The organism is Sulfurospirillum diekertiae, assembly GCF_011769985.2.
GTDB lineage: Bacteria > Campylobacterota > Campylobacteria > Campylobacterales > Sulfurospirillaceae > Sulfurospirillum > Sulfurospirillum diekertiae.
In genome coordinates this window covers 350,350-373,005 of record NZ_CP039734.2, presented here as the reverse complement: position 1 = coordinate 373,005, position 22,656 = coordinate 350,350, and the positions used below count along the sequence as shown (strand labels likewise).

22 protein-coding genes are annotated in these 22,656 nt (G+C 40.4%); 11 read left to right on the top strand and 11 right to left on the bottom strand.

The features are described from left to right. Positions 1-20: 20 nt before the first annotated feature. Positions 21-1,142, bottom strand: coding sequence for a branched-chain amino acid ABC transporter substrate-binding protein (locus FA584_RS01980; protein ID WP_096047770.1), 1,122 nt, complete (start codon positions 1,140-1,142; stop codon positions 21-23). Between the two features lie 346 nt (positions 1,143-1,488). On the opposite strand from FA584_RS01980, the gene FA584_RS01975 reads away from it, so the two are divergent. The 3 genes from FA584_RS01975 (at position 1,489) to FA584_RS01965 (ending at position 3,495) form a co-directional block, all read left to right on the top strand. After that, positions 1,489-2,241 (top strand): SDR family oxidoreductase, encoded by a 753-nt coding sequence (locus FA584_RS01975; protein WP_167750097.1) that lies wholly within the window; start codon positions 1,489-1,491, stop codon positions 2,239-2,241. A 143-nt stretch (positions 2,242-2,384) separates the two neighbouring features. Then, complete coding sequence (locus FA584_RS01970; RefSeq protein ID WP_096045758.1) at positions 2,385-2,618, top strand: VF530 family protein; 234 nt, start codon at positions 2,385-2,387, stop codon at positions 2,616-2,618. A gap of 4 nt (positions 2,619-2,622) precedes the next feature. Beyond that, on the top strand, positions 2,623-3,495 hold the full coding sequence (locus FA584_RS01965) for a DMT family transporter (protein WP_096045757.1): 873 nt from the start codon (positions 2,623-2,625) through the stop codon (positions 3,493-3,495). Here the strand turns inward: FA584_RS01965 and FA584_RS01960 are convergent. Together FA584_RS01960 and FA584_RS01955 are read right to left on the bottom strand one after the other, a co-directional pair. Beyond that, complete coding sequence (locus FA584_RS01960; RefSeq protein ID WP_087437677.1) at positions 3,473-3,889, bottom strand: ester cyclase; 417 nt, start codon at positions 3,887-3,889, stop codon at positions 3,473-3,475. The two genes, FA584_RS01965 and FA584_RS01960, sit on opposite strands and share 23 nt — an antisense overlap. Continuing rightward, on the bottom strand, positions 3,890-4,147 hold the full coding sequence (locus FA584_RS01955; protein WP_096045756.1) for a hypothetical protein: 258 nt from the start codon (positions 4,145-4,147) through the stop codon (positions 3,890-3,892). It abuts the gene before it with no gap. A gap of 142 nt (positions 4,148-4,289) precedes the next feature. Here FA584_RS01955 and FA584_RS01950 point away from each other — a divergent pair, with 142 nt between their 5' ends. Beyond that, positions 4,290-5,189 carry a polysaccharide deacetylase family protein gene (locus FA584_RS01950; protein WP_096045755.1) on the top strand — a complete coding sequence of 300 codons (900 nt, stop codon included), beginning with the start codon at positions 4,290-4,292 and terminating at the stop codon, positions 5,187-5,189. Positions 5,190-5,192: 3 nt separating this feature from the next. Here the strand turns inward: FA584_RS01950 and FA584_RS01945 are convergent, their stop codons facing one another. Beyond that, a complete protein-coding gene (locus FA584_RS01945; protein WP_096045754.1) occupies positions 5,193-5,960 on the bottom strand; it encodes a putative hydro-lyase in 768 nt (255 codons plus the stop codon). Positions 5,961-6,040: 80 nt separating this feature from the next. Between FA584_RS01945 and FA584_RS01940 the strand changes: the two genes are divergently transcribed. From FA584_RS01940 to FA584_RS01930, 3 genes are read left to right on the top strand one after another with little or no spacing between them, the layout of a single operon-like run. Next, on the top strand, positions 6,041-6,877 hold the full coding sequence (locus FA584_RS01940; RefSeq protein ID WP_096045753.1) for a DUF4392 domain-containing protein: 837 nt from the start codon (positions 6,041-6,043) through the stop codon (positions 6,875-6,877). A gap of 3 nt (positions 6,878-6,880) precedes the next feature. Beyond that, entirely contained in the window at positions 6,881-7,303 is a 423-nt protein-coding gene (gene trxC, locus FA584_RS01935; RefSeq protein WP_096045752.1) for a thioredoxin TrxC, read from the top strand. Positions 7,304-7,306: 3 nt separating this feature from the next. After that, positions 7,307-8,566, top strand: coding sequence for a P-loop NTPase fold protein (locus FA584_RS01930; RefSeq protein ID WP_096045751.1), 1,260 nt, complete (start codon positions 7,307-7,309; stop codon positions 8,564-8,566). 245 nt (positions 8,567-8,811) lie between these two features. Here the strand turns inward: FA584_RS01930 and FA584_RS01925 are convergent, their stop codons facing one another. Continuing rightward, entirely contained in the window at positions 8,812-10,320 is a 1,509-nt protein-coding gene (locus FA584_RS01925) for an EAL domain-containing protein (protein ID WP_228448580.1), read from the bottom strand. 168 nt (positions 10,321-10,488) lie between these two features. On the opposite strand from FA584_RS01925, the gene FA584_RS01920 reads away from it, so the two are divergent. Further along, entirely contained in the window at positions 10,489-10,833 is a 345-nt protein-coding gene (locus tag FA584_RS01920) for a hypothetical protein (protein WP_096047769.1), read from the top strand. On the opposite strand, the gene FA584_RS01915 is transcribed toward FA584_RS01920, so the two are convergent. Together FA584_RS01915 and FA584_RS01910 are read right to left on the bottom strand one after the other, a co-directional pair. Then, on the bottom strand, positions 10,830-11,201 hold the full coding sequence (locus FA584_RS01915; RefSeq protein WP_096045748.1) for a hypothetical protein: 372 nt from the start codon (positions 11,199-11,201) through the stop codon (positions 10,830-10,832). The genes FA584_RS01920 and FA584_RS01915 overlap by 4 nt on opposite strands. A 45-nt stretch (positions 11,202-11,246) precedes the next feature. Further along, positions 11,247-11,987, bottom strand: coding sequence for a dienelactone hydrolase family protein (locus tag FA584_RS01910; protein WP_096045747.1), 741 nt, complete (start codon positions 11,985-11,987; stop codon positions 11,247-11,249). 156 nt (positions 11,988-12,143) lie between these two features. Here FA584_RS01910 and FA584_RS01905 point away from each other — a divergent pair, with 156 nt between their 5' ends. Both FA584_RS01905 and FA584_RS01900 read left to right on the top strand, forming a co-directional pair. Beyond that, on the top strand, positions 12,144-13,985 hold the full coding sequence (locus FA584_RS01905) for a PhoX family protein (RefSeq protein WP_167750096.1): 1,842 nt from the start codon (positions 12,144-12,146) through the stop codon (positions 13,983-13,985). Continuing rightward, positions 13,966-15,855, top strand: a complete 1,890-nt coding sequence (locus FA584_RS01900; protein WP_167750095.1) for an Aq_1262 family (lipo)protein — start codon at positions 13,966-13,968, stop codon at positions 15,853-15,855. The genes FA584_RS01905 and FA584_RS01900 overlap by 20 nt, the downstream gene beginning before the upstream one ends. A 51-nt stretch (positions 15,856-15,906) precedes the next feature. Here the strand turns inward: FA584_RS01900 and FA584_RS01895 are convergent, their stop codons facing one another. Both FA584_RS01895 and FA584_RS01890 read right to left on the bottom strand, forming a co-directional pair. Further along, a complete protein-coding gene (locus tag FA584_RS01895) occupies positions 15,907-16,677 on the bottom strand; it encodes a dimethylarginine dimethylaminohydrolase family protein (RefSeq protein WP_167750094.1) in 771 nt (256 codons plus the stop codon). Positions 16,678-16,706: 29 nt separating this feature from the next. Beyond that, entirely contained in the window at positions 16,707-17,621 is a 915-nt protein-coding gene (locus FA584_RS01890; protein WP_167750093.1) for a hypothetical protein, read from the bottom strand. A 150-nt stretch (positions 17,622-17,771) separates the two neighbouring features. Between FA584_RS01890 and FA584_RS01885 the strand changes: the two genes are divergently transcribed. Beyond that, positions 17,772-20,138 carry a phosphoketolase family protein gene (locus FA584_RS01885; protein ID WP_167750092.1) on the top strand — a complete coding sequence of 789 codons (2,367 nt, stop codon included), beginning with the start codon at positions 17,772-17,774 and terminating at the stop codon, positions 20,136-20,138. Here the strand turns inward: FA584_RS01885 and FA584_RS01880 are convergent. Together FA584_RS01880 and FA584_RS01875 are read right to left on the bottom strand one after the other, a co-directional pair. After that, positions 20,135-21,064: a lactate/malate family dehydrogenase gene (locus FA584_RS01880; protein WP_167750091.1), complete on the bottom strand. Its 930-nt coding sequence runs from the start codon at positions 21,062-21,064 to the stop codon at positions 20,135-20,137. The genes FA584_RS01885 and FA584_RS01880 overlap by 4 nt on opposite strands. A gap of 105 nt (positions 21,065-21,169) precedes the next feature. Beyond that, the gene (locus FA584_RS01875; RefSeq protein ID WP_167750090.1) at positions 21,170-22,654 is read right to left on the bottom strand and encodes an inorganic phosphate transporter; all 1,485 of its coding nucleotides are present in this window, start codon (positions 22,652-22,654) and stop codon (positions 21,170-21,172) included. Positions 22,655-22,656 lie beyond the last annotated feature (2 nt).

Sequence of the window (22,656 nt, the reverse complement as noted above, 5' to 3'; positions counted from 1 at the left end):
AAAGTGTACCAGTAAAATGCTTATTGATAAACGATTTTGTAGCTTTTATCCGCTTGAACTTCATACGTCATATAGCCACCACCGGTTCGTTCACCATCTTCTCTAAAGGTCACAGGGCCTGTAATACCGGGGAAATCTTTGAGTTTATGCATCTCTTCAGCAATCACTTTGGTGTCTTCAGATTTGGTTTGCTCCATTACATGTAAAATAACACGAAGACCATCTACGTTCATCAATGACCAAATAGATGCTGGCATCGCATTGAATTTTGCTTTATAATCCACTAAAAACGTTTTAGCAATATCATACGGTAAAATATCTGGGGTCGGTACATTAATCAAAAGTGTCCCTTGAGCGCTCTCCCCTGCTAGTTTCATATAATCAGGATTGTCATTAGAGTCGCCTCCAACAAAGTCTGCTTTAATGCCTAACTGCATTTGTTGTGCGCGTAAAAGTCCTCCATCGGTATAGTAGCCACTAAAATAAATCACATCGGGTTCCATGGCTTTGATTTTTGTCAAAGTAGCTGTGAAGTTCTGAGAGCCTGATTTGATTTTGCCTTCATAAATGATATTGGCATTTTTAGCTTTGAGTGCTTTGATCGTCGCATCGGCTAGGTCTGTTGAGTAGCTGGAGTAGTCTGAGAGAATAACGATTTTTTTGTACTGTTTGCCATCCACAAAGTATTTAGCTGTGTAATCTGCCTCAGCACTGTTGGGGAAAGAGTTTCTGAAAAATGTCCAATATTTATGTGCGATCAATGAGTCACTTGTGCCATCGCTGGTTTGAAGTACCCCTGCTCTGTTATAAGTGGTTTGGGCTGCTTCCGTTGCACCAGATGTGTAAGAGCCAATAACCGCTTTGACACCTTCATTGACCAGTTTTTTAGCACAAATGGCTGCTTGTTGTGCTGTACCTTGGTCATCACAGGTGACGACTTCGATTTTTTTGCCTAAAACGCCACCTTTAGCATTGTACTGATCCACAATCAGCTTCACACCGTTATCGATGCTTTGGCCTTCATTAGCATATTGCCCTGTAATAGGCGCTTGCACACCAATCTTAATCACATTCGTTGCCGCGACACTCGCACTGACTAGCATTGAGCAGGCTGCCAAAGAAACCGTTAACTTTGAAAACATTTTCTTCACTCTTTCTCCTTTGTTTAATTTTTTATGTGTCACATTGTGCCTTATTAAAATTTAAAATTACTAAAAAAAACACTTTTGTACATCAAGGTATCTTAATATATTTTGACAACATTGTTGAAAAAAATATGATGCAATTTTCAACAAAAGGTATGATTATACCTCCATCTTGTATAATAGACTTTTTTCATAACAAAAGTTCAAAGTAGTCAAAGCACCAAAGGTGCGCGGGCTTACTGCCGAAGTAAACTCAGTGTTAACGTAGTTTTTAAAGCTTTGCTTTAAAAGCGTATTCAGAGTTCTTATCGAACTCTAAATCAAAAAATGCAAAGGATGTGTCATGTCAAAAATTGTCTTGATTACAGGTGCAACTTCTGGTTTTGGAGAAGCAACCGCTGAAAAATTTGCAAATGCTGGCTATAAAGTGATTGCAACAGGTCGTCGAAAAGAGCGTTTAGATGCACTCAAAGCTCGTCTAGCACACTGTGATATAGTAACACTTTGTTTTGATATTACCAAAAAAGACGAGGTCTTTGGTGCGATTGCTTCCCTTCCTGAAGCGTATAAATCTATTGATATTTTAGTTAATAATGCGGGTCTTGCTCTTGGACTTGAACATGCCAATGAAGCGAGTTTGGATGATTGGGAGAAGATGATCGACACGAATATCAAAGGACTGCTGTACATGACGAAAGCCGTTCTGCCTGTTATGGTTGAGCGCAAAACGGGCTATATCTTCAACATTGGTTCAACCGCAGGCAGTTGGCCATATGAGGGTGGCAATGTGTATGGTGCGACCAAAGCCTTTGTCAAACAGTTCTCGCTTAACCTTAGAACCGACCTTAAAGGCACACACGTTCGTGTGACCAATATTGAACCTGGTTTTTCACTGACCGAATTTTCCGATGTTCGTTTTAAAGGAGATAAAGCCAAAGCAGACTCTGTGTATCAAAATACAACACCGCTTTCAAAAGAAGATATTGCCAATGCCATCTTCTCACTGGCAGAACTTCCAGCGCATATTAACGTCAATCGCATTGAGATTATGCCAACCGTTCAAAGCTATGCAGGTCTTAGTGTAGAGCGTAACTAAACCTTTTTACATGTAAAAGCAAATAGAGTTTTTTCAAAACTCTTACTACGTCTTTAAAGTAAAGCTCTAAGGACGTAGTTAACACTGGGTTTTGCTCGACACAAAGCCCGCGCACCTTTGGTGCTTTTAATTTTGAGGAATACATGAATAACAACGAACACAACAACAATCCCCTTCATGGTGTCACGCTCGAAAAGCTCGTCACGGAACTCCAAGCACATTATGGCTGGGAAAAACTCGATGAAATGCTACGTATGAACTGTTTTCATGAAAAGCCAAGCATTAACTCATGTCTCAAATTTTTCCGCAAAACCCCTTGGGCACGCGAAAAAATCGAAAAACTCTACATCAATTTCCGTAAAAATCAAACGAAGTAATCCTATGACTTACACGAAAGCCTTTGGGATTACTTCCCTTGGCATGCTTCTTATGAGCTTTGAATCACCCCTGATTAAAATGACGCATGTGCCTGCTCAAAATTTTACCTTTTACTTTGGTCTGTGTATGTTTTTAACGATGAATATCACCTTGTACTCAAAGCATCAAAACAACATCGTTTCCATCTATATAAATCATCTCTCTACTATTTTATGGAGTGGATTTTGTATAGGACTGAGCAATCTTTTATTTATTCTCGCCATCAAACATACTAGCGTTGCCAGTGCCGTGTTTATTTTAAGTACCGGACCATTGGTAAGTGCGATGATTGCGTTTATCTTGTTTAAACAAAAAACACCACGCCGTACCTTTGGAGCAATCTTCTTTGTTTTTATAGGGCTTTCTATTATTTTGTTCAATGACTTAGAACTTGGAAATATGGAAGGAAATCTTTACGCTTTTGGATGCGTATTTGCCTTTGTATCGATGTTGTCCGTTTTAGAGCGAGACAAAGAGGCTAACCGACTTGCCTGTTTTGGAACAGGAGCGCTCATTGCTTCACTTTTAGCCGCTGTTACAGCACCGATTAGTGTTCCTGATAGTTATTCACTTTGGATTATTGTCTTTATGGGAGCGTTGCTCACACCACTTTCACGTGCATTTATTGGGATAGGAACAAAATTTTTACCCTCTGTGGAAGTGGCACTTTTGACGATTATTGAACCCGTTCTTGCACCTTTTTGGGTGTGGATTTTAATGGATGAAAAACCGCATATCAATACATTGATGGGAGGGGCCATCATCGTGACGACATTAATCGTTCACTCAATGATGGCCCATAAAGAGGCAAAAATTAACGATGTTCAATGGCATTAAGCTGCCCATACAATGCGTTTAAGTCTCCCAAAACCCATGCATCGACAATTTTTTCATTTTCAAATTTAAAAAAACACGCTCCAGAGTAACGGATTCGATTTCCCGTAGGTTCAAATCCAAAGAGTTTTCCAGAGTGTGTTGCCGTATAAACAAGTCTTACGGCAGCTTTATCGCCTTCAATGACAATATCTTCAATCACATGGTAAAGATTGGGAAACGCACTAAAAAGCATCTTTGCATAGTCACAAAAACCATTGATGCTATCAACTCTCATACCCAAAGAACCTCTAAAATTGAGGGAAGGGTCTAAAAAACGATTGGCTTGGTCGAGCTTTTTCTCATTCCACAGGACATCGTAATACTCTTCAATGATCTGTTTTATCTGTTTTGACATCTACTTTTTTTCCTTTTCTAATCCCTGCTTTGCTGGCGCTTTATGGGAAGGAGCACTACTGGTTGCTCCACGCTCAAACCAACTCTCGCTTGCATCGTATTCAAGCTCAAAAACTTTATCTAACCCTTTAGCTTCAAGCTCTTTATCGATATTTTGAGGGGTTAAACCCTTCTTCTTGCAAATCTCGAGAATCGCCTCAATATCTTCTTCAGGGATTCCACTGTAACGCATCTCTAAAACTGCTTCGTTGACCGTCATTCTCTCATTCTCATTATTTCGCTTAGGCTTTACAGCCCTCAATAATCCGTTTGAAAACTCAAACACCGCCTAGACAATAATTAGCAAAATTATAATCATATTTTTTCAAAAAAGAGCTAAAATTCTCGTAAAAGGAATGTATATGATGCGACTCATTTTATTTTTAATGCTGTGTTGGCTTCCATTGTCTGCTATTGAGTATATTAAGCACTATGAAATATTTGTCAAACAATACCAAGAAAACGACACTCTCTTGCTTGTTTCACGGCGTTTTGAACTGAGTGGCGTGACATTTTACCTCACTACCAATACGCAAACCCTGCAAACTAAAGTCCTCCCACTCGATACTTCAAAATTAACGCCGTTAGATGAAAATTTTTCAAAAACTCCCTTTGCACAACAACTCAATAACGCAACTGCTTTAGCGGCAAAAGGGGGAGCAACCCATGCGACCACGCAAAAGGATAAAGCTATCTATCTAACGATGGATCTTTGTCCTTCCACTAAAAAAGGGTATGAAAGTGATTTTATTGAGCAGTTAACCAAGCAAAATGGTAAAACACCGATTGCTATTGCCATAAGCTCCGCATGGAAAGACCACCACGAAAAAGAGTTTACTGCCCTTGTGAACAATCCTCTTTTACAGATAACGTGGGTAAACCATACGCATACCCATTTTTACGATTCCCATCTTCCTGAGCGTGAAAATTTTATGTTACATGTAAACACCGATGTCAAAACAGAAATACTTGGTGTTGAGAAAAAACTCCTAGAAGAAGGCATTACGCCCTCGGTCTTTTTTCGATTTCCGGGTCTCATCTCTGATGAAAAATTAATGCGTGAGCTTCGTGAAACCTATTTTTTAATTCCTTTGTCGGCTAACGCATGGATTGCAAAAAATGAGCCCATTAAAACAGGAAGTTTCATTCTCATTCATGGCAATAAAAATGAGCCTCTAGGGATAACGATGTTAGAGAAGAAGCTTCCTGAAGTGGTTAAAACTTACCAGTTCCACAGTCTTCAAGAAGCATTTGTGCCGTAACTTTTATTCGTAGTATTCGCTGTCTTTTTTATCGGTTACAAACATATGCCCCGGCGCATGCGTGATTGCAAAGGGAAGTTTCATGGCGGTTATGACATTTTGAGGTGTTACGCCACATGGCCAAAAGAGTGGAATTTCGTCCGCTTTGATCTCAATCGCATCACCATAATCAGGCTTTGAAACATCACGAATACCGATCATTTCAGGGTAACCCACTTGTATCGGTGAGCCGTGCATACGTGGAAAATGACTCGTGACAACACACGCATCTGCCACTTTCTCTTTTTTAATCGGGCGCATGCTGACGACCATCTCACCCGCAAAACCTTCAACAGGTTTGAGGGCAATGTTCGTGCGGTACATTGCAACATTTTTTTGCTGATCGACATGGCGCAGTGGCATACCATTTTCAATCAGTGCCGTTTCAAACGAAAAACTACACCCAATCAAGAAAAAGACCAAATCAAGATTGTAATACGGTGTTATGTCCGTCACGGTTTCAACGACAACACCGTCTTTTAAAATATTATACTTTGGAATTTCGTTTAAAATGTCAGCTCCCGGAGCCAAAACCTTGGAGAAATGTCCTTCCTGAATAATTTCCAATACAGGAATTGCTTTGGAATTTTCTTTTGCAAACGCTTCAAAACGTTTGGCGTACTCTCTTGGAAGGGCTACCATATTCATTTGAATATACCCAGGACATTCACCTGCTGTTGGTCTAGTAAATTCGCCTTTGGCTATTTTAGATCGTAATTCTTTTGGATACATTTTAATCCCTTTTTTTGGTTAAATTGTATCAAATTTTAGATACAATTTTTTCAGTAAATTTTTTACATGTAAAGGCTTTCATGCGCAATTTTCATACAATTGAAGAGATCGTTCTTCAACACTCCACCCGCAATATGGACAAAATTCAAGCCCACTTTCCTAATGAACACACTAAAAATGCCGTTCAAGCTTTTTTAAAACTCGACAAAGGTGTTGTTTTTATCTATACAGGTTTTTACGTCGCTGGTTACGCTGAGACTGATGGCCCTTTGGGCGCTTACTTTCTTGCAAAAGCTTTTGAAAAACTTGGCTATACTCCTGTTATCATCACCGATAGTTTTTGCGAGGATTATTTTTTTGATATTAAAACCCTCTACATTCCGATTGAGGGATTAGAAAATCAAGGGTACAAGATACTTTTAGACACGTACAAACCCGTAGCGCATCTTTCCATCGAGCGTTGCGGTCAAAATCACGAAGGACTTTACCTCAACTCACGTGGCGTTGATATCAAAGAGTTTACCGCACCTGTGGACGAGCTTTTCAAACTGGGCAGTCAAACCGCTCCTAGTTTTGGTATCGGCGATGGTGGTAATGAAGTCGGCATGGGAAGCTTCGCTGCTGTGCTGAAAAATAAAGAACTTTTTTACGATTACTGTGTCATCCCCTGCGACTACCCAATGATCGCTTCGGTCTCAAATTGGGGTGGGTATGGCTTCATCGCCGAACTTGAAAGAGTTTTACATGTAAATGTTCTACCGAGTTTTGAAGAGCTAGAGCAGTACCTTGCTTTTATCGTTTCCAAAGGCTCAGTGGATGGCATCAAACGAGAGTCCGTCATGTCCGTTGATGGTAAAGAGTGGGCCATAGAGCCCGAGATTCTCCAAGCACTTAAAGACTACGCAACGAAAGGATAACCCATGAAAGTTATTTGTCCCTCTTGCCTTGCAACCAATAATGTCCCTAAACAGGAAGTTTACAAAAAAGTCAACTGTGGTAAATGTAAAGCTTCCTTACTCGACCCACACCCCATCGCACTCACTAGCGACACCCTTGAAGCAGTCATTGAGAGTACCGATGTTCCCGTCATTGTAGACTTTTGGGCGCCGTGGTGTGGTCCGTGCAAAGGCTTCGCCCCCACCTTCCAACAAGCAGCGCGAGCGTACCCTTTGCGTGTTTTGTTCGCCAAAGTCGACACCGAAGCCGAGCAGTTTTTAGCCTCACGCTTTAAGATTCGTTCTATTCCTACGCTGATCGTTTTCAAAAATGGGAAAGAAGTAGAGCGTGTTTCAGGGGCTTTGAGCGATGAAGATTTGGATCGTTTTGTGGAGAGGTTTTTGTAATTTATGGCAAATTCTGAGAGCATCAAAAAATACCTTATTGAAGGTAATAAATCGTATTTAGATAACGATGATAATAATGGCACTATTTTGATGCTCTCAGGTGTATGGGGTTCAGGAAAAACCCACTTTTGGAAAAATATCATTGAAACAGATTTAATTCCAAAAATAAAAGACAAAAAGAAAAGTTATATTTTCGTGAGTCTTTATGGCAAGGATTCTATCGAAGAACTTCAAAATGAAATTTTGCAAAAATCATATAGTTTCGTCCAATCTAGAGAGACGGATATCATTAGCCAAACCTATTCTGTTTTTACAAAAATGACAAGTCTTATGCCTAAAATAACTGTATTTGGCGTAGGAATTGATGCAAGCAATACAAGCAAACAAATCGAAGAATTAAACAACAATGAAAAACTTAAAAAAGGTACCGATGCACTTTTGAATGGAGGCGTTATTTGTTTTGACGATTTTGAGCGAAAATCTTCCAAAATCGACCTTAACGATCTTTTTGGTTTTATCACAAACCTCACCGAAAACTTCCAAACCAAAACCATCATCATTTTAAATCAAGAGTTTTTTCAAGACCATGATACAAATGTTTTCAATACCGTTAAAGAAAAAAGTGTAAATAAATTTATACTCTATAATCCAACGATTGAAGAGCTTTTCGAGGTCATCTATCAAGATGAGAAATACGCGCCTCTTCAATCTTATAAAACAACTATTTTAGACGCTATTAAACTCAGTGAAGAAAAAAATGCGCGTATTTATATTCAAGTGCTCAATAATTGTTTAGAATATGTCGAAAAAATAAAAGATACTAATGAAAGAGCTATTTATCTTTTGACACTAATAACAGTAATTTTTTCAAAATATAATCTCATTATCCGATTATCTGTAAACATTCCAAGAAGACTAAATTCTTCTGATTCAAAAAAAGAAATATCCCCTGATTTCTATATAAATATTCCTGAAAAAGTTTCATACTCTTTGGAAGTCATTGATACTAAAAATCCACCAATAATAGAAGTTTTTTTACATGAACTAAAAAAGCGAGTTGAACAAAGATACTCTTCCAGTGAAAGTAAAACTATCCCAACGGAAGCTTTAAATTATCATTTTGCATATATTGAACAAAACAAAAATATGCTATTTATAATTTACAAATATTTCTTTCACAAAAAATACTTTTCACAAAACGATATAGAAGTTGTGAATAAAATCAGTAATTTTGTCGAAAGTGGCATTTTGCTCAAAGAGTAAAATCTTTCATTCTGAAATATTTTAAACCCCTCTTCTCTCACTTTGCTATCATAACTTTATAAATCAAAACTGAGGTGCATGATGGTTCTTGGCAAATGCCCGTATTGTGGAGGTGCGGTAATCTCGCAAAAGCTTACCATTCAAGGTCAAAAGGTCAATCTTTACAGTTGCGAGCATGCGAAAAAAGAGCGGGACATCAACGATGATTATGTGTTTAGCAGTGATGCAACGTGTCGGTTTCGGGTTTACTCGAATACTTTTTTGCGCTGGAATAAGCGAAGCCTCAGCGAATATGAAATGAAACAGCTTTTAAAAGAGGGGCAAATTGCGGTGCGGTTGCATGGGCGAAAAGGAACGAGTGAATATTTCAAATATGTCATTCCCGATCCCGAATACGGGGTGAGTAATTTTATGGGATACCGAGGTCGCGTAAGCTTTACATGTAAAGTGTTTATTTGAGAATGTGAGGAGAAGGCATATCGAAAATAGCCCTGAGAATAGTCGATACCCAGCTGTTTAACGGTGGAGAGAACCGTGCTAGAGTGAACAAACTCTGCAACGGTTTTTATGCCCAGTTTTTTGGAAAAGTCCACGATCGTCTCTACAATAATCTGAGCATTTTTGTCTTGGTCGATGTCTTTGATGAGACTACCATCTATTTTAATAAAATCAGGACTAAGTTTGGTGATGTAAGAGAAGTTGGAAAAACCGCTTCCAAAATCGTCAATCGCCACTTTGGCTCCATAGCGTTTGATCTCATTAAAAAAATGGATCACCTTGTTAAAGTCATTGACTTTCTCTGACTCTAAAAGCTCAAATGTGACTCTATGTCCCATGTTAGAATCACGTAATTTAGAGATAATGAAATCGTAAATATCTTGGTTAATGATATCCTCAAATGAGAGGTTGATGCTAAAATCGAACGCATGGGATTTAAAAACCTGAAAGCTCTTATCGATGATAGCCATCGTGATTTTATCATACACTTTAATCATCTTTGCAACGGGAATGAAGTTGTGCGGTGAATGAATTGCACCGTCCTCATCCACCAGGCGTGAAAGTGCTTCAAACTTAATAATTTCATTGGTCTTGTTGTCAATAATAGGTTGAAAATAAGGCACAATACCTGAAAAATCCACAATGGCTTTACGCACTTTTGTAGCATATTTGAGATTGCTCTCGTACTCTTGCGAAAAATTCATCGTGTCTTCGTATATCCAAAATTTCAACTGCTCTTTTTTGGCGTATTTGAGTGCCATATTGACTTTAGAAAAGATGTCATCACTGGTAAAACTTGCACTGGAAGAGAGCGTGCAGTCTACATAAATTTCGGTCTGCGCATAAGCATATTTGAGATGGGTGAGTTGTTTGGAAAGATGCGTCAGATAATTTTTGAGCAGATAAAAACTCATCCTTTTACCTACTAATATAGCAAATTCATCACCCGCAATGCGGTAAACAGAGACTTCATCAAGTTCTGTTTTCAAACTCTTTGCGAAGGACTCTAAAATAAAATCACCCACAACAAAGCCATAAAAATCATTCAGTAATTTAAAATTGTCGATGTTTGCAATAATAAGCGTAAAGTCACTCCCTTCTTCAAGGTCGTGTCGGAGCTGATAGAGATTGGGAAGGCGTGTCAGAGAGTCTGTGTAAAACTGTTCAACAAGATTTTTCTGCACGCGAAGGAGTTCTTGTGTAAGAAATTTGATCTTATCTTGTTGTTCTTGATTGTTGTTCACACTATTTCTCATACAAAGCCCTTTTGTCAAACTTGTGCTAGTGCTATAAAGTTATTGTACCTAAAAGATGACAAAATTATGAAATTGCTTTATAGTTTTTCTATCTAAAAAGTTCTTACTCATATCTGTTTGAGGCTGCTTTTGATACAATAAATTGAAAGATTTACAATGGAGGAACACATGATGATACGAATATTTTTGAGCCTTATTATGGCTCTTAGTGCCTATAGTGCGCAAAAATCTCAAGACATCGAAATTCCACGGACTGCCTATAAAGACATCTACAAATACTATCTACTGGAAGTAGGTAAACAAGCAACGGTGAATTATGTTGTCTTGAGACGTCAAAGCTTTGACACGATTTTATATATTAAAGCAGAAATTAATTGTCCTTCACGATACTTCAGACAAATTGGTTATAACGCAAAGTCTGCACGGAATATTCCAGCGAATAATCTCACAGAATGGTACCAACCAGCAATTGGCACCATTGAGTCAGATATTGTTTCCTATGTGTGCCGTTAACTCATCAGTTGTTCAAGTAACGGCTTCATCTGAGCATAATCTTCTCGTTTGCTAAACGCTTGCATCAGTTGAAGTTTGAGTGCACTTGCTTGTGTATCAAAAAAATCAGATGAACTTACTGAGCTCATAAGATCAAGTCCATTAACGCCAAGGGTATTCATTGCTTCCCATACAGCAGGAGAGCTTAGTGCTTTGTTGTTATCGTCTTTGACAAGTTTGGTTAACCACGAACTGTCTTCATTGTTAGCACCTGTAGAATCATAGTGCAACAAAAAATCTTCAAAGCTTCCTTTATCACCTTTAATTGAATTGTAAAGCCCATAACTGATACCTGCATACGGATCAATTTGAAATAGTCTGCTATCCATGGCTAACTCCTTTTACATGTAAAGATACAAGCAAAAAATATACCTCTATTTTGAAAGCATCTCTCCTAAAAATTCGACCAATCTTCGCCATGATTTTTTATCTGCATCTTCTCTGTAACGATCAGTTCCAAACACGCTAAACGCATGCGGAGCGCCACTGTACGTGATCATTTCATGCTTAATGCCTGTTTTTTCAAGCTCTTTCGCAAGGCCTGTAAATTCATCCAGACTCACACTCTCATCGGCTGAACCGTGTAAAACCAAAATAAACCCTTTTGTTTGTGTATAGTCTTCACCTGCTGGTGTTGCTAAGCCACCGTGAAAAATCGCAAAACCTTTAAGGGGTGTTCCCATACGTGCCATCTCCAAAAGCGCCGCACCACCAAAACAGTAACCAATACCTATGGCATTAGAGACGTTTGCACCCTCTTTTTTAGCCGCTTGATAACCTGCATCAAGAAGTTTACGCATTTTTGCACGGTCATTATAAAGTGCATTGGTTAAAGCTTTTTTTTCTTCAATCGTAACAGGTTTCACGCCCTGTCCAAAAAGATCTATGGCAAAAGCACCATAGCCAAGAGCATTAAGCATCTTCGCACGTGTCATTTCGTATTCATTCAGTCCATCCCAATCGTGTACGATAAAAACTAACGGTGCTTCATCCGAAGGCGTAGTATAGTACCCTTCATACGTTTTACCATCAACAACATACGTGACAAATCCCTCTTTGGCGAACGAGAGGGTTGCACACATGAAAAGCATAAAAAATGCTACAAATGTTTTCATTTTTCCTCCTTATAAATTTAAGACATTTTATTCTAAATCAGCTTACTTCAACTCCTACATAGCTGTCTAAATTAGCACTTATTTTTAAGATTGTAACATCTTTGTAACTCTTCTTGCCTACGATTATACTATCAAAATTTTTATCTGGAGGCTTTCGTGAAATCGTTTACAACACTCTGTGTATCGCTCTCTTTTGTTGCTTCAAGCTTATGTGCAGCAGGCTCAGTCGAATTTATAGGAATGGATGCACCCAAAACTCCTGAGCAGATGGCAAAAGCTTACTCGGAAGCCAAAGTAATTATTCACACTGCAAGTGGCGGAATGATTGAGCGCAATCTCTCGTACCAAACACTCTTTGGCGTCAAAGACAAAGTCGGAACCAATAAAAACCCCGCAGGACAACTTTACACCGCTTCCATGAAGCCTTTGCTTGACCCTTTTGGCAAACCACTCATTGCTGAAACTCCTGATAGCAACTCACTTTTAAATGTGGACGGTTCACTCTATCTTGTCACACACTATGAGTACGACTGGATTTTAAGCGATGGCTCTTCGGCAGAGAAAACCGATGTGTGGCACGAGCGAGCACCGATGAGTATGACACTGACTTCCATCAAGCAAGATGCTAAAAATGGCAAACTCAAAGCCGTTGATCAATACCCGATTGACTTCTCCAAAGTGGGTGGCATTTGGATTCCCTGTGCAGGCTCGCAAACGCCTTGGAATACCCACCTAGGAACCGAAGAAGATTATGATCTTTTCTTCACCGCTTCCAGTGGCAAAGAGTTCAAAAAAGCGCAAAAAGGCTTAAAAGCGATGAGCGAGCTCTACTTTGAGGGCAAAAAAGAGGCCAATCCTTACGATTACGGTCACATCACCGAAGTGGCTGTCGATAAAAATGGCAAAACCAATGTCACCAAACATTTTGCGATGGGTCGAGGCACATGGGAGATGGCGAAAATTATGAGCGATGGTAAAACCGCTTTTTTCGGCGATGATGGCACCAATGTCGGTCTGTTCATGTACATAGGCGACGCCAAAGGTGATTTAGACAATGGGTCGATGTACGCGGCAAAATGGCATCAAACCAGTGAAGACGGTGCCAAAGATGGCGGTCAAGCAACGCTTTCATGGATCAAATTAGGGCATGCCTCTACCAAAGAAGTGATGGAGTGGAAAGAGAAATATACGTTTAATGATATTTTTGAAGCGTATGCACCTGCAAGCTTTGATGCAAGCAAACACGAAGGGTTTAAAGCGATCAAAGCAGGCCATTCAGACATCGAATACCTCAAACTCAAACCGGGCATGGAAAAAGTGGCGGCTTTCTTAGAAACGAGACGTTACGCCGCGTATCTTGGAGCGACGACCGAGTTTAACAAAATGGAAGGGGTTGCCTTTAACCCAGAAGATAAAAAACTCTACATCGCCATGTCCTACATCGAAAAAGGGATGGCTAAAGACAGTACCTTTGCCAACGATGACATTAAAGTCGCCAAAAATCGCTGTGGTGGTACGTATGAGCTAGCCCTTTCAGGCAATATTAAAGACAGTAACAATGAGCCGATCGCAAGCGACTTTGTTCCCATCTCCATGCATGTACCAAGCATGCTTTTAGGAGAAGAAATGGCAATGGACAAAGATGGCAATACCTGCGTGGTTGATAAAATCGCCAATACCGACAACCTCTTTTACTCTTCACGCGCTCGCACACTTTTCATTGGTGAAGACAGTGGCGCACACGTCAACAACTACCTATGGGCGTATAACATCGACACGAAAAAACTTTCTCGTATCCTCTCCATTCCTGCGGGAGCTGAGTCCACAGGGCTTCAAGTCGTTGAAAACCTCAACGGCTACGCGTACATCATGAGTAACGCGCAACATCTTGGTGATTTTACTAAAACCACGAGTAAAGAGCTTCAACAAAAACTGACACCACTGATCGATAAATTTCAAGCGCCAGTTGGATACATCTATGGCATCCCTGGGCTTTAATCGCCTCATCTCTCTGCTCTGCCTTAGCCCCATTGTGGGCTTTGGCGGCACATTGATGGGTGAATTTATCAGCCGTACGACACTTCACAATCCTTATGCCAATATTCCCGCACAATGTTACATCGAAACCGGTGGCGGGACTCAAAATGCCTGCATGTTTTGCCATACCAACGCCCCTGCACGAGCGCATTTGGGAAACAACAACCCCCAAGCGGGACTTTCTACTGTCACGGGCAATCTTCAAACCACCTATAGCTTTGCTCCTGTCACCCAACAAACCATTGCGGCGACAATCAACCCTTGGGAAAATACCCTCTATCCTGAGCGACTCGAAGCAGCGTATCAAAAAAGTGCCAACCGCTTTGATGAAAGCACAATGCTTGAGTATCTTAAACACGATAATTGGAGCGATGCTTATGCCAAGCGTGGTGGAAAAATGGGTTGGGACAATGGACAAGACAGCTCTCCTTGGAGGCTTTTCCCCGACCTTTCGCCTTCCGATCTTCCTGCAAAAGAAGATGGTTTTGTGCGTACCCAAAGTAAAGAACGTGCCATTTTTGGTGACATGACAGGCTGGCGTGCGATTAATTTTATGCCGTATGGTATTTTCACACCGATGAGTGGCAGTGTTTCGGGTATTTATATTCGTTTGCCTAAAACGTTTATGCAAGATGAAAAAGGAGCATGGAGTGAAGCCATTTATGCCCAAAATCTTGATCTTTTAGAGCGTGTGATTACCGACAGGCTTGAAGCGAACGATCCTCAAACGTACTATGGCAAAGCACATGATGTAGAAGTGCATCGTGGGATTTATCCGCTTTACACGGAGTTTGCTCACCCATTGCATTATGTCGATTTGCGCGCGAAAGGAACACGTGCAACTCGCGTGAAAGAGATACGCTACATGGTGAAAACCAAGATGTTTTACCCAGGAGAAGCGGTCGAAAAAGATGAAGATGCGCCTATCTATCTCAACGAAAAACAAGGCTGGATCAACAACGGTGCAGGTTGGCTTTTGGCAGGATTTATCGAAGATGCCAAAGGAAATCTACGCCCTCAAAAAGCCGAAGAGTTGATGCAATGCATCGGTTGCCACAGCGACAATTACGGCTTTGAACCTTCCGCCTTTACTTCGGGCAGTAGCAATACGATTGATTCGACGTGGGCATTTCCACGTAAATTCCCTGAAAAGCTTGGCTGGGCGGAGATGGATTATCTCGCTTACACGCTTAAAGAGGGGAAAGCGACTTCAAACAGAGGCGATCCGCTCAACCGCAAAACACAGCAAGGCGAATTTGGGTATTTTTTAAAGCATGTTGTGGGGGCGAATTTGTACGGAGTGATGCCTGCAAGCATGGAAGCCTTTTTGATGGAAACGATCACGAAAGCACACGGTTTTAGCGATGATTGGCGTGCTTTGGATTTACAGCACCCTGAGACTTTAGTGTCACAACAACGTTTACATGTAAAGCTCATGGGCGAATGTGTGGACCGCAAAGCGTATCTCACGCCAGAGGGATTTATTCAACCAAGCTTGCTCTATCCCACCGAAAGAGAGGCATTGAATGGCGCAATAGGGTATCGAAAAGTGGTTGCGACCCAACGCTTTACTTTAGGAAAAGATGTGTTTGCCAAAACGCCTTTTACCTTTCGTTATTTTAGAAATGCCAAAGAAGCCTACACGCATCTTGATGGCAGACCCTATCAGATAGGCGAAATCATCACCGATCGCCCTGTGGAAAAAGAGGCCATTTTAACCGAAGGTGCAGGTATTACTGAGACATTAATCGATGAAAAAGACGCGTTGTATGATGGCGAATATCTGCCTCTTTTAAACGATCCTTTAGTTTATGTGAAGGCTTTAAAATAACGCATTCTAACTTTACATGTAAAGAGATAAATTTGCCTCTTTCTTCCGCATCTACTCTTTACATGTAAACGGCACACTCATGCAGGTAAGTCCTGCTTCGGCTTTGACAAACTCACTGATATTTGCTGAATCCACTTTATAACCTAAAGATTTTACAAGCATCATGGTTTTAGGGAATGCTTCATTCATACACACAATGTCGCCAATTTGAAGAACGTTCGCACCAAACGGCTCATCATCGGGAACTTCGACTTTACTAAAGCCCTCAAAGGCATCAGCATCGACCCAGTTTGCGTTAATCAAAATTGTCTGATCATCCAATGCAGTCACTCCCGTTTTAAGATGTAGACATCCAGTAACTTTGACTGAGATTACCGCATAGCCAAAAGGTTTTATGATGGCTTCAAGGGCTTGAATACCCTCCATATTGGTACGAGCAGATTCACCCACAAATATTTTTTTGCCTACTTTTAAAACATCACCGCCTTCAATTTTAGCAGGTAAAGCTATGCGCTCAATTTTACGGTACTTCAAAAAGATTTTTTCCATGTACGCACTCTCAGCCCTGCGTGATTCCACGCCCATAGATGTCAGCACAGCTACCTCATCAAAAACAATGATCGGATCTTCCACAAAAACACTATCGGGATACGCGACATTATTCTCTAAAACAATCACTTTCGCACCACAGCGCTCTAACATGGTGCAATACTGTTGATGTTGTTCGTTGGCTTTTTCAATCGAAATGGGCTCGCTTTGCAAAAAGGTAAGCTCACAGTTTTGAAGTTTAGGTGAAGGCAGATGGGTAATGGCTAAAAGCATATTCAATCCTTATGATACAACACACAAAATTAGAAAAATTCTAATGAATCTTCCTCTTCAACGACGGGTGCGAGCATCATTTCAAACTGAATAATGCTTGAGAAAAGTGACGCATCTAAATAGTGGATATCGATCGCTGTTTTTTCTTTTAAAATAGCATTTGTCCAACCAATTAAATCTTCAACAATAGCATTTAAAATGACTAGAATTTTCTTTTTATTGGCATGATTGGGTAAAAAATCAAGATGTTCTTCCAGCGATAAAGAGAGCTTTGCGATGCTATAACCTAAATCGCGAAATTCTAAATTCTTTTCCAAAACGGTTGCATACGAATCTAGACGCTCTTTAACACCTAAAAAATAGGCTTCATCATACGCGATGTTATAGTCTTGTACCACTTCAGCCAGCTCATCACAACTTTCTAAAATATCTTGAATATCGAGCTCGTCAATGCTCCCTTCTGCACAAAAATTCACGGCACTGATTTTAGCATCGTCTTTATAGTGCATTTTGGCTATATCTTGCGAAATTTCAGGTGAATCATAGATAAAAAATTCTTCTTTGCTCTCATTTTCTTTCGCAAAAGAGTCATACACAAACTGCTCTATGATCTCCAAGTTTTTTCCAAAACGATCTTCGGCTTCAAAATGCTGTTGATTCCATTCACGGCAAAGTACAAAATAGAGCGAATAAAACTCTCTAAGATTTTCAAGGGGAATTTCCTTGAGCTTATGTTTTTGTGCCCCTTCTTGGATTAAGCCATACGCATGTTTAAGATTAGAATAAATGTAAACCGTGAGTTTTGCAACGGCTAAGTTATGTACTTTTGCAACATCTGGATTGGATAAATAGCGAGCCAATCTTGTATCTTCCATAATAAATTGTTCAAAGGGTAAAACAACATCATCTACCAATGCTTCAAGCTTTTTAATGCTAATTCCCATATTCAGCCTTTTTATATGTAAATTAAGCGCAAATTGTAGCATAGTTTGCAAAACATAAAACGCTTTTTTACGTTTACATGTAAAATATAATACGTATGTTTTAAGTAAAATTGAAGTAGCATAATCATGACTCATCCTAAAGGAGTTGTTATGAAACATCAACCACTTTCACACCAAGAACTTCAAAAAATTCATGCTTATTGGCGTGCCGCTAATTATCTTTCCGTTGGGCAGATTTATTTGCTTGATAACCCCCTTTTGAAAGAACCTTTGAGTTTAAAGCATATTAAACCTCGCCTTTTAGGACATTGGGGTACAACACCAGGGCTTAATTTTATCTATGCGCACATGAACCGTGTTATCATTCAAGATGATCTCAATATGTTCTTTATCGCAGGACCTGGACATGGAGGACCCGCTGTCGTTGCCAATACATATTTAGAAGGAACATACAGCGAAATTTATCCTGATATTTCACAAGATGAGAAGGGACTTCAAAAGCTCTTTAAACAGTTCTCTTTTCCAGGCGGCATTCCTAGCCACGCCGCACCTGAAACACCGGGTTCTATTCATGAAGGAGGTGAACTGGGTTATGCCCTCTCCCATGCGTATGGTGCAGTCTTTGATAATCCTGATTTGATTGCGTGTTGCGTAGTAGGCGATGGTGAGGCCGAAACAGGCCCACTGGCTACCGCATGGCATTCCAATAAATTTTTAAACCCCAAACGTGATGGGGTAGTGCTTCCTATCTTGCATCTTAATGGCTACAAAATCGCCAATCCAACGGTATTGGCGCGTATTTCACACGATGAACTTGAAAAACTCTTCATCGGATATGGTTATGAGCCTTATTTTGTTGAAGGCGATGAGCCAATGGCAATGCATCAAAAAATGGCTGAAACGATGGATAGCATCATCTCCAAAATTAAAACGATTTGGCATGAATCCAGAGTCAACGGAAGTACAGAGCGTCCTTCTTGGCCAATGATTATTCTACGAAGTCCCAAAGGCTGGAGCGGTCCTAAAGAGGTCGATGGGCTCAAAACAGAAGGCTCATGGCGTTCACACCAAGTGCCGCTCTCAGCACTTGATCAAAAACCTGAACACATCACCATTCTTGAAAACTGGATGAAAAGCTATCAACCCGAAGAGCTTTTTGATAAAAAGGGCAAACTTATCCCTAAACTCGCTTCGCTCGCACCCAAAGGCACGAAACGTATGGGAGCAAACCCTCACACCAACGGTGGAGCGCTCCTTCAACCTTTGCATTTACCTGATTTTAAAACTTATGCAGTAGACGTTCAGCATCATGGAAAAACGAGTGCCGAATCTACCCGTATTTTAGGCAATTTTTTACGAGATGTCATGCGCCAGAACATGCACAACTTTCGTGTATTTGGCCCTGATGAAACGGCGTCCAATCGTCTAGGAGCTCTTTTTGAAGTGACGAATCGCGTCTGGATGGCAGAGCACTACGAAACCGATGACCATCTCACTCAAGATGGTAGAGTGATGGAAATACTCTCTGAACATACTTGCCAAGGCTGGCTTGAGGGATATCTCCTAACGGGAAGACATGGCTTTTTCTCCTGTTATGAAGCCTTTATCCACATCATCGACTCCATGTTTAATCAACATGCCAAATGGCTGAAGGTCACCAGTCGTGAAATACCATGGCGTAAACCCATTGCATCACTCAACTATCTTTTAACCTCACATGTTTGGAGACAAGACCACAACGGTTTTTCGCACCAAGACCCCGGATTTATTGATGTTGTTGTCAATAAAAAGGCTCATATTGTCAATGTCTATTTTCCCCCTGATGCTAACACCCTTTTGTGGGTTGGAGCGCACTGCCTTAAAAGTCTCAATGCCATTAATGTCATCGTTGCAGGCAAACAGCCTGAACTTCAGTGGCTTGGTATGGAAGCAGCAATCGAACATTGCGAAAAAGGAATTGGTATTTGGGAATGGGCAAGTAATGATGAAGGATGCGAGCCTGATGTGGTGATGGCATGTTGTGGTGATGTTCCCACGCTAGAGTCCTTAGCGGCAGTGAGTATTCTCAATGATGTCGTACCAAAACTTAAAATTCGTTTTATCAACGTTGTTGATTTAATGACACTTGAACCTCACGAAGAGCATCAACATGGTTTAAGTCATGAAGCCTTTAATTGTCTCTTCCCAAAAGATACACCGGTTATTTTTGCCTATCATGGCTACCCATGGTTAATTCACCGTTTGGCATATCGAAGAGCCAATCATGATCATTTACATGTAAGAGGGTATAAAGAAGAAGGAACGACTACCACACCCTTTGATATGGTCGTTTTAAACGATATGGACCGATTTCATTTAGTCATGGATGTGATGGATCGCGTGCCTAAAATGAAGCCTTTTGCCGAGGTAATTAAAACAAAAATGCGTGCTAAACTGTGTGAGCATAAAACCTACATTGAGCTGTATGGGCAAGATATGCCAGAGATTTTAAACTGGAAGTGGGCGAGGGAGCGCTAAAGCACTTCACGCGCCATTTTTTGCATCACGCGTGCGCTTACATGTAACGCTTCAAGCTCTTCTGGAAGCAGTTTGTAATGAAGAATTTTAGTTGCCCCTTCGCGGGTAACGACGACGGGGACATTAAGAACAACATCGCTCAATCCATATTCGCCATCAAGATAAACCCCTAGAGGGAGGACAGAGTGCTCATCATTCGCAATGGCACGGATGATGCGAAAAACACTGGCCGCAATACTATGATTCGTATTGCCCTTTTTGTAAAAAATTTCAAATCCTGCATGAATGACATCTTGATAGATCTGTGCTTTATCTAACAACGGCAAGCCATTGAGTTCACAAAAGGTGTCAACATCCAGACCACAAATATTGCAAATACTCCATGGAAGCGTACTTCCTTTGCCATGTTCACCCAAAACATAGCCATTAATATTCTTAGGATCAATGCCTACTTTCTGGCTGACAATTTTCATAAAACGCGCGGTATCCACCAAAGTGCCTGCACTGATAAGACGTTCCCGTGGATAAAGTCCCTCTTTAAAGGCGATGTGAGTAAGAATATCTACGGGATTGGTCACCATAAGTAAAATGGCATTGGGGGCATAGGTATGTAATTCATGAACGATGGTTTTGATCAATGTGGCATTTTCGTCTAGAAGTTCATCTCTGGTTTGATTGCCTTTGAGGGTTGCTCCAGCGGTAATGACGATCACATCACATCCCGTACAATCGGTGTAATCGCCATGATGCAAGTGGGTATTTCGTGCGTAGGTAAAAGATGCAACATAGGAAAAATCTTCTATTTCTGCCCATGCTTTGTCTTTATTGCGATTCACTAAAACGATCTCACTCATATTGCCCAACGTCAAAAGATAGCTGACCAATTCAACACCAACACCACCCGCTCCGATAATTCCTACACGCATACATTTCCTTTGAAATAATGCGAAATTATAACATCCTTTACAAAAGTGGCTATGTTAAAAAATAAGCATTTCAACGTATCCAAGCTTTTGGCAATCAAAATTCCTTTATTTCATAAAAAAATTCAAAAGCATATAGATCGCTGAGCCAAGAACTGCTGTAACGGGTAACGTAAAAATCCATGAAAGAACAATCATTTTCACCGTGCTTCTTTGGATACCACCATCAGGTTCTGCGACCATTGAACCCGTTACGGCACTGGAGAGAATATGTGTGGTGCTCACAGGAGCATGTACAAAGTTTGCCAATAAAATGGTGATCATTGTTGTCAATTGAGAAATCGTTCCCTGCATATAATTAATCGGTTTAGCACCAATTTTTTCACCAATAGTTTCAACAATTCTTTTATATCCTATCATCGTACCAATACCAATCGCAAGAGCAACAGCCATAATGACCCACGTAGGGGCATACTCTATGGGAGAAACAAGTGCTTTTCTCTGCGTAGCAATGTAGTCTGACTTGTCTTTGTCCCCAATAAGGTATATCTTCTCCGCTTGAGCAAAGAAATTATCGGAACATAAAATCGTAGTACGAACACTCCAGATATCTTCTGCTATAAGGTCTTCGTAGGATTTTAAATTATCGAGCTTTTGAGCAACCAAAGATGCCGATGTACCGACTTGATCAACGTTACACTCTGCAATGGTATTTTTTGTTTTAAGGGCACTCGTAAGCCTTTTTTCACTTACCATTTGAACCAATGTTTCGTTATTATCGGCATAAAACCTCGCTAAATTGTTGGCGGCGTCTTTTGTTTGAGTTATTTTATACTGATGTGAGTTCATATTGAGGGCATAATAATTAGGTAAGATACCAATGAGAATAATCATAATAAGACCAATGCCCTTTTGACCATCATTCGAGCCATGCGCAAAACTAACCCCTGCACCTGTGGCAATAATACCCATACGTGCCCAAAAATTAGGGTGTTTACGTTTTTCTTCTTGTGTCGGTGATTTAAATAATTTGGGACTATCGATATATTTTCGAGCTAACCGCATCATAAAAAATGCAACACCAAAGCCGATGACAGGAGAAATGGCTAAGCCTGCAAGCACACCATAAACGACTTTCCAGTTAACACTTTGGGAAATATCAAACCCATTCAAAACGCCAAACGTTGCACTGACGCCAATGATAGAGCCAATGAGTGAATGCGAGCTTGAAACTGGAAGGGCAAAATACCATGTCCCTAAATTCCATATGACCGCAGAAATAAGAAGTGCGTAGACCATTGCTAGGGAAGCATTTTTGTTGGTTGCAACCATAATATCCACAGGAAGCAGATGAACAATAGCATAGGCAACGCCAATTCCACCCATTAAAACACCTAAAAAATTCATGACACCTGACATAATAACCGAGTCACGTGCCTTCATAGAATGCGTATAAATAATCATCGCAACGGCATTGGCAGTATCGTGAAAACCATTAATCATTTCATAAAAGAGAGCAATTCCTAGCGATAAAAGAAGTAAAGCAATTGTAAGATTATCAACATTTGTTAAAGCGTCCCAAAGTACAGACATAG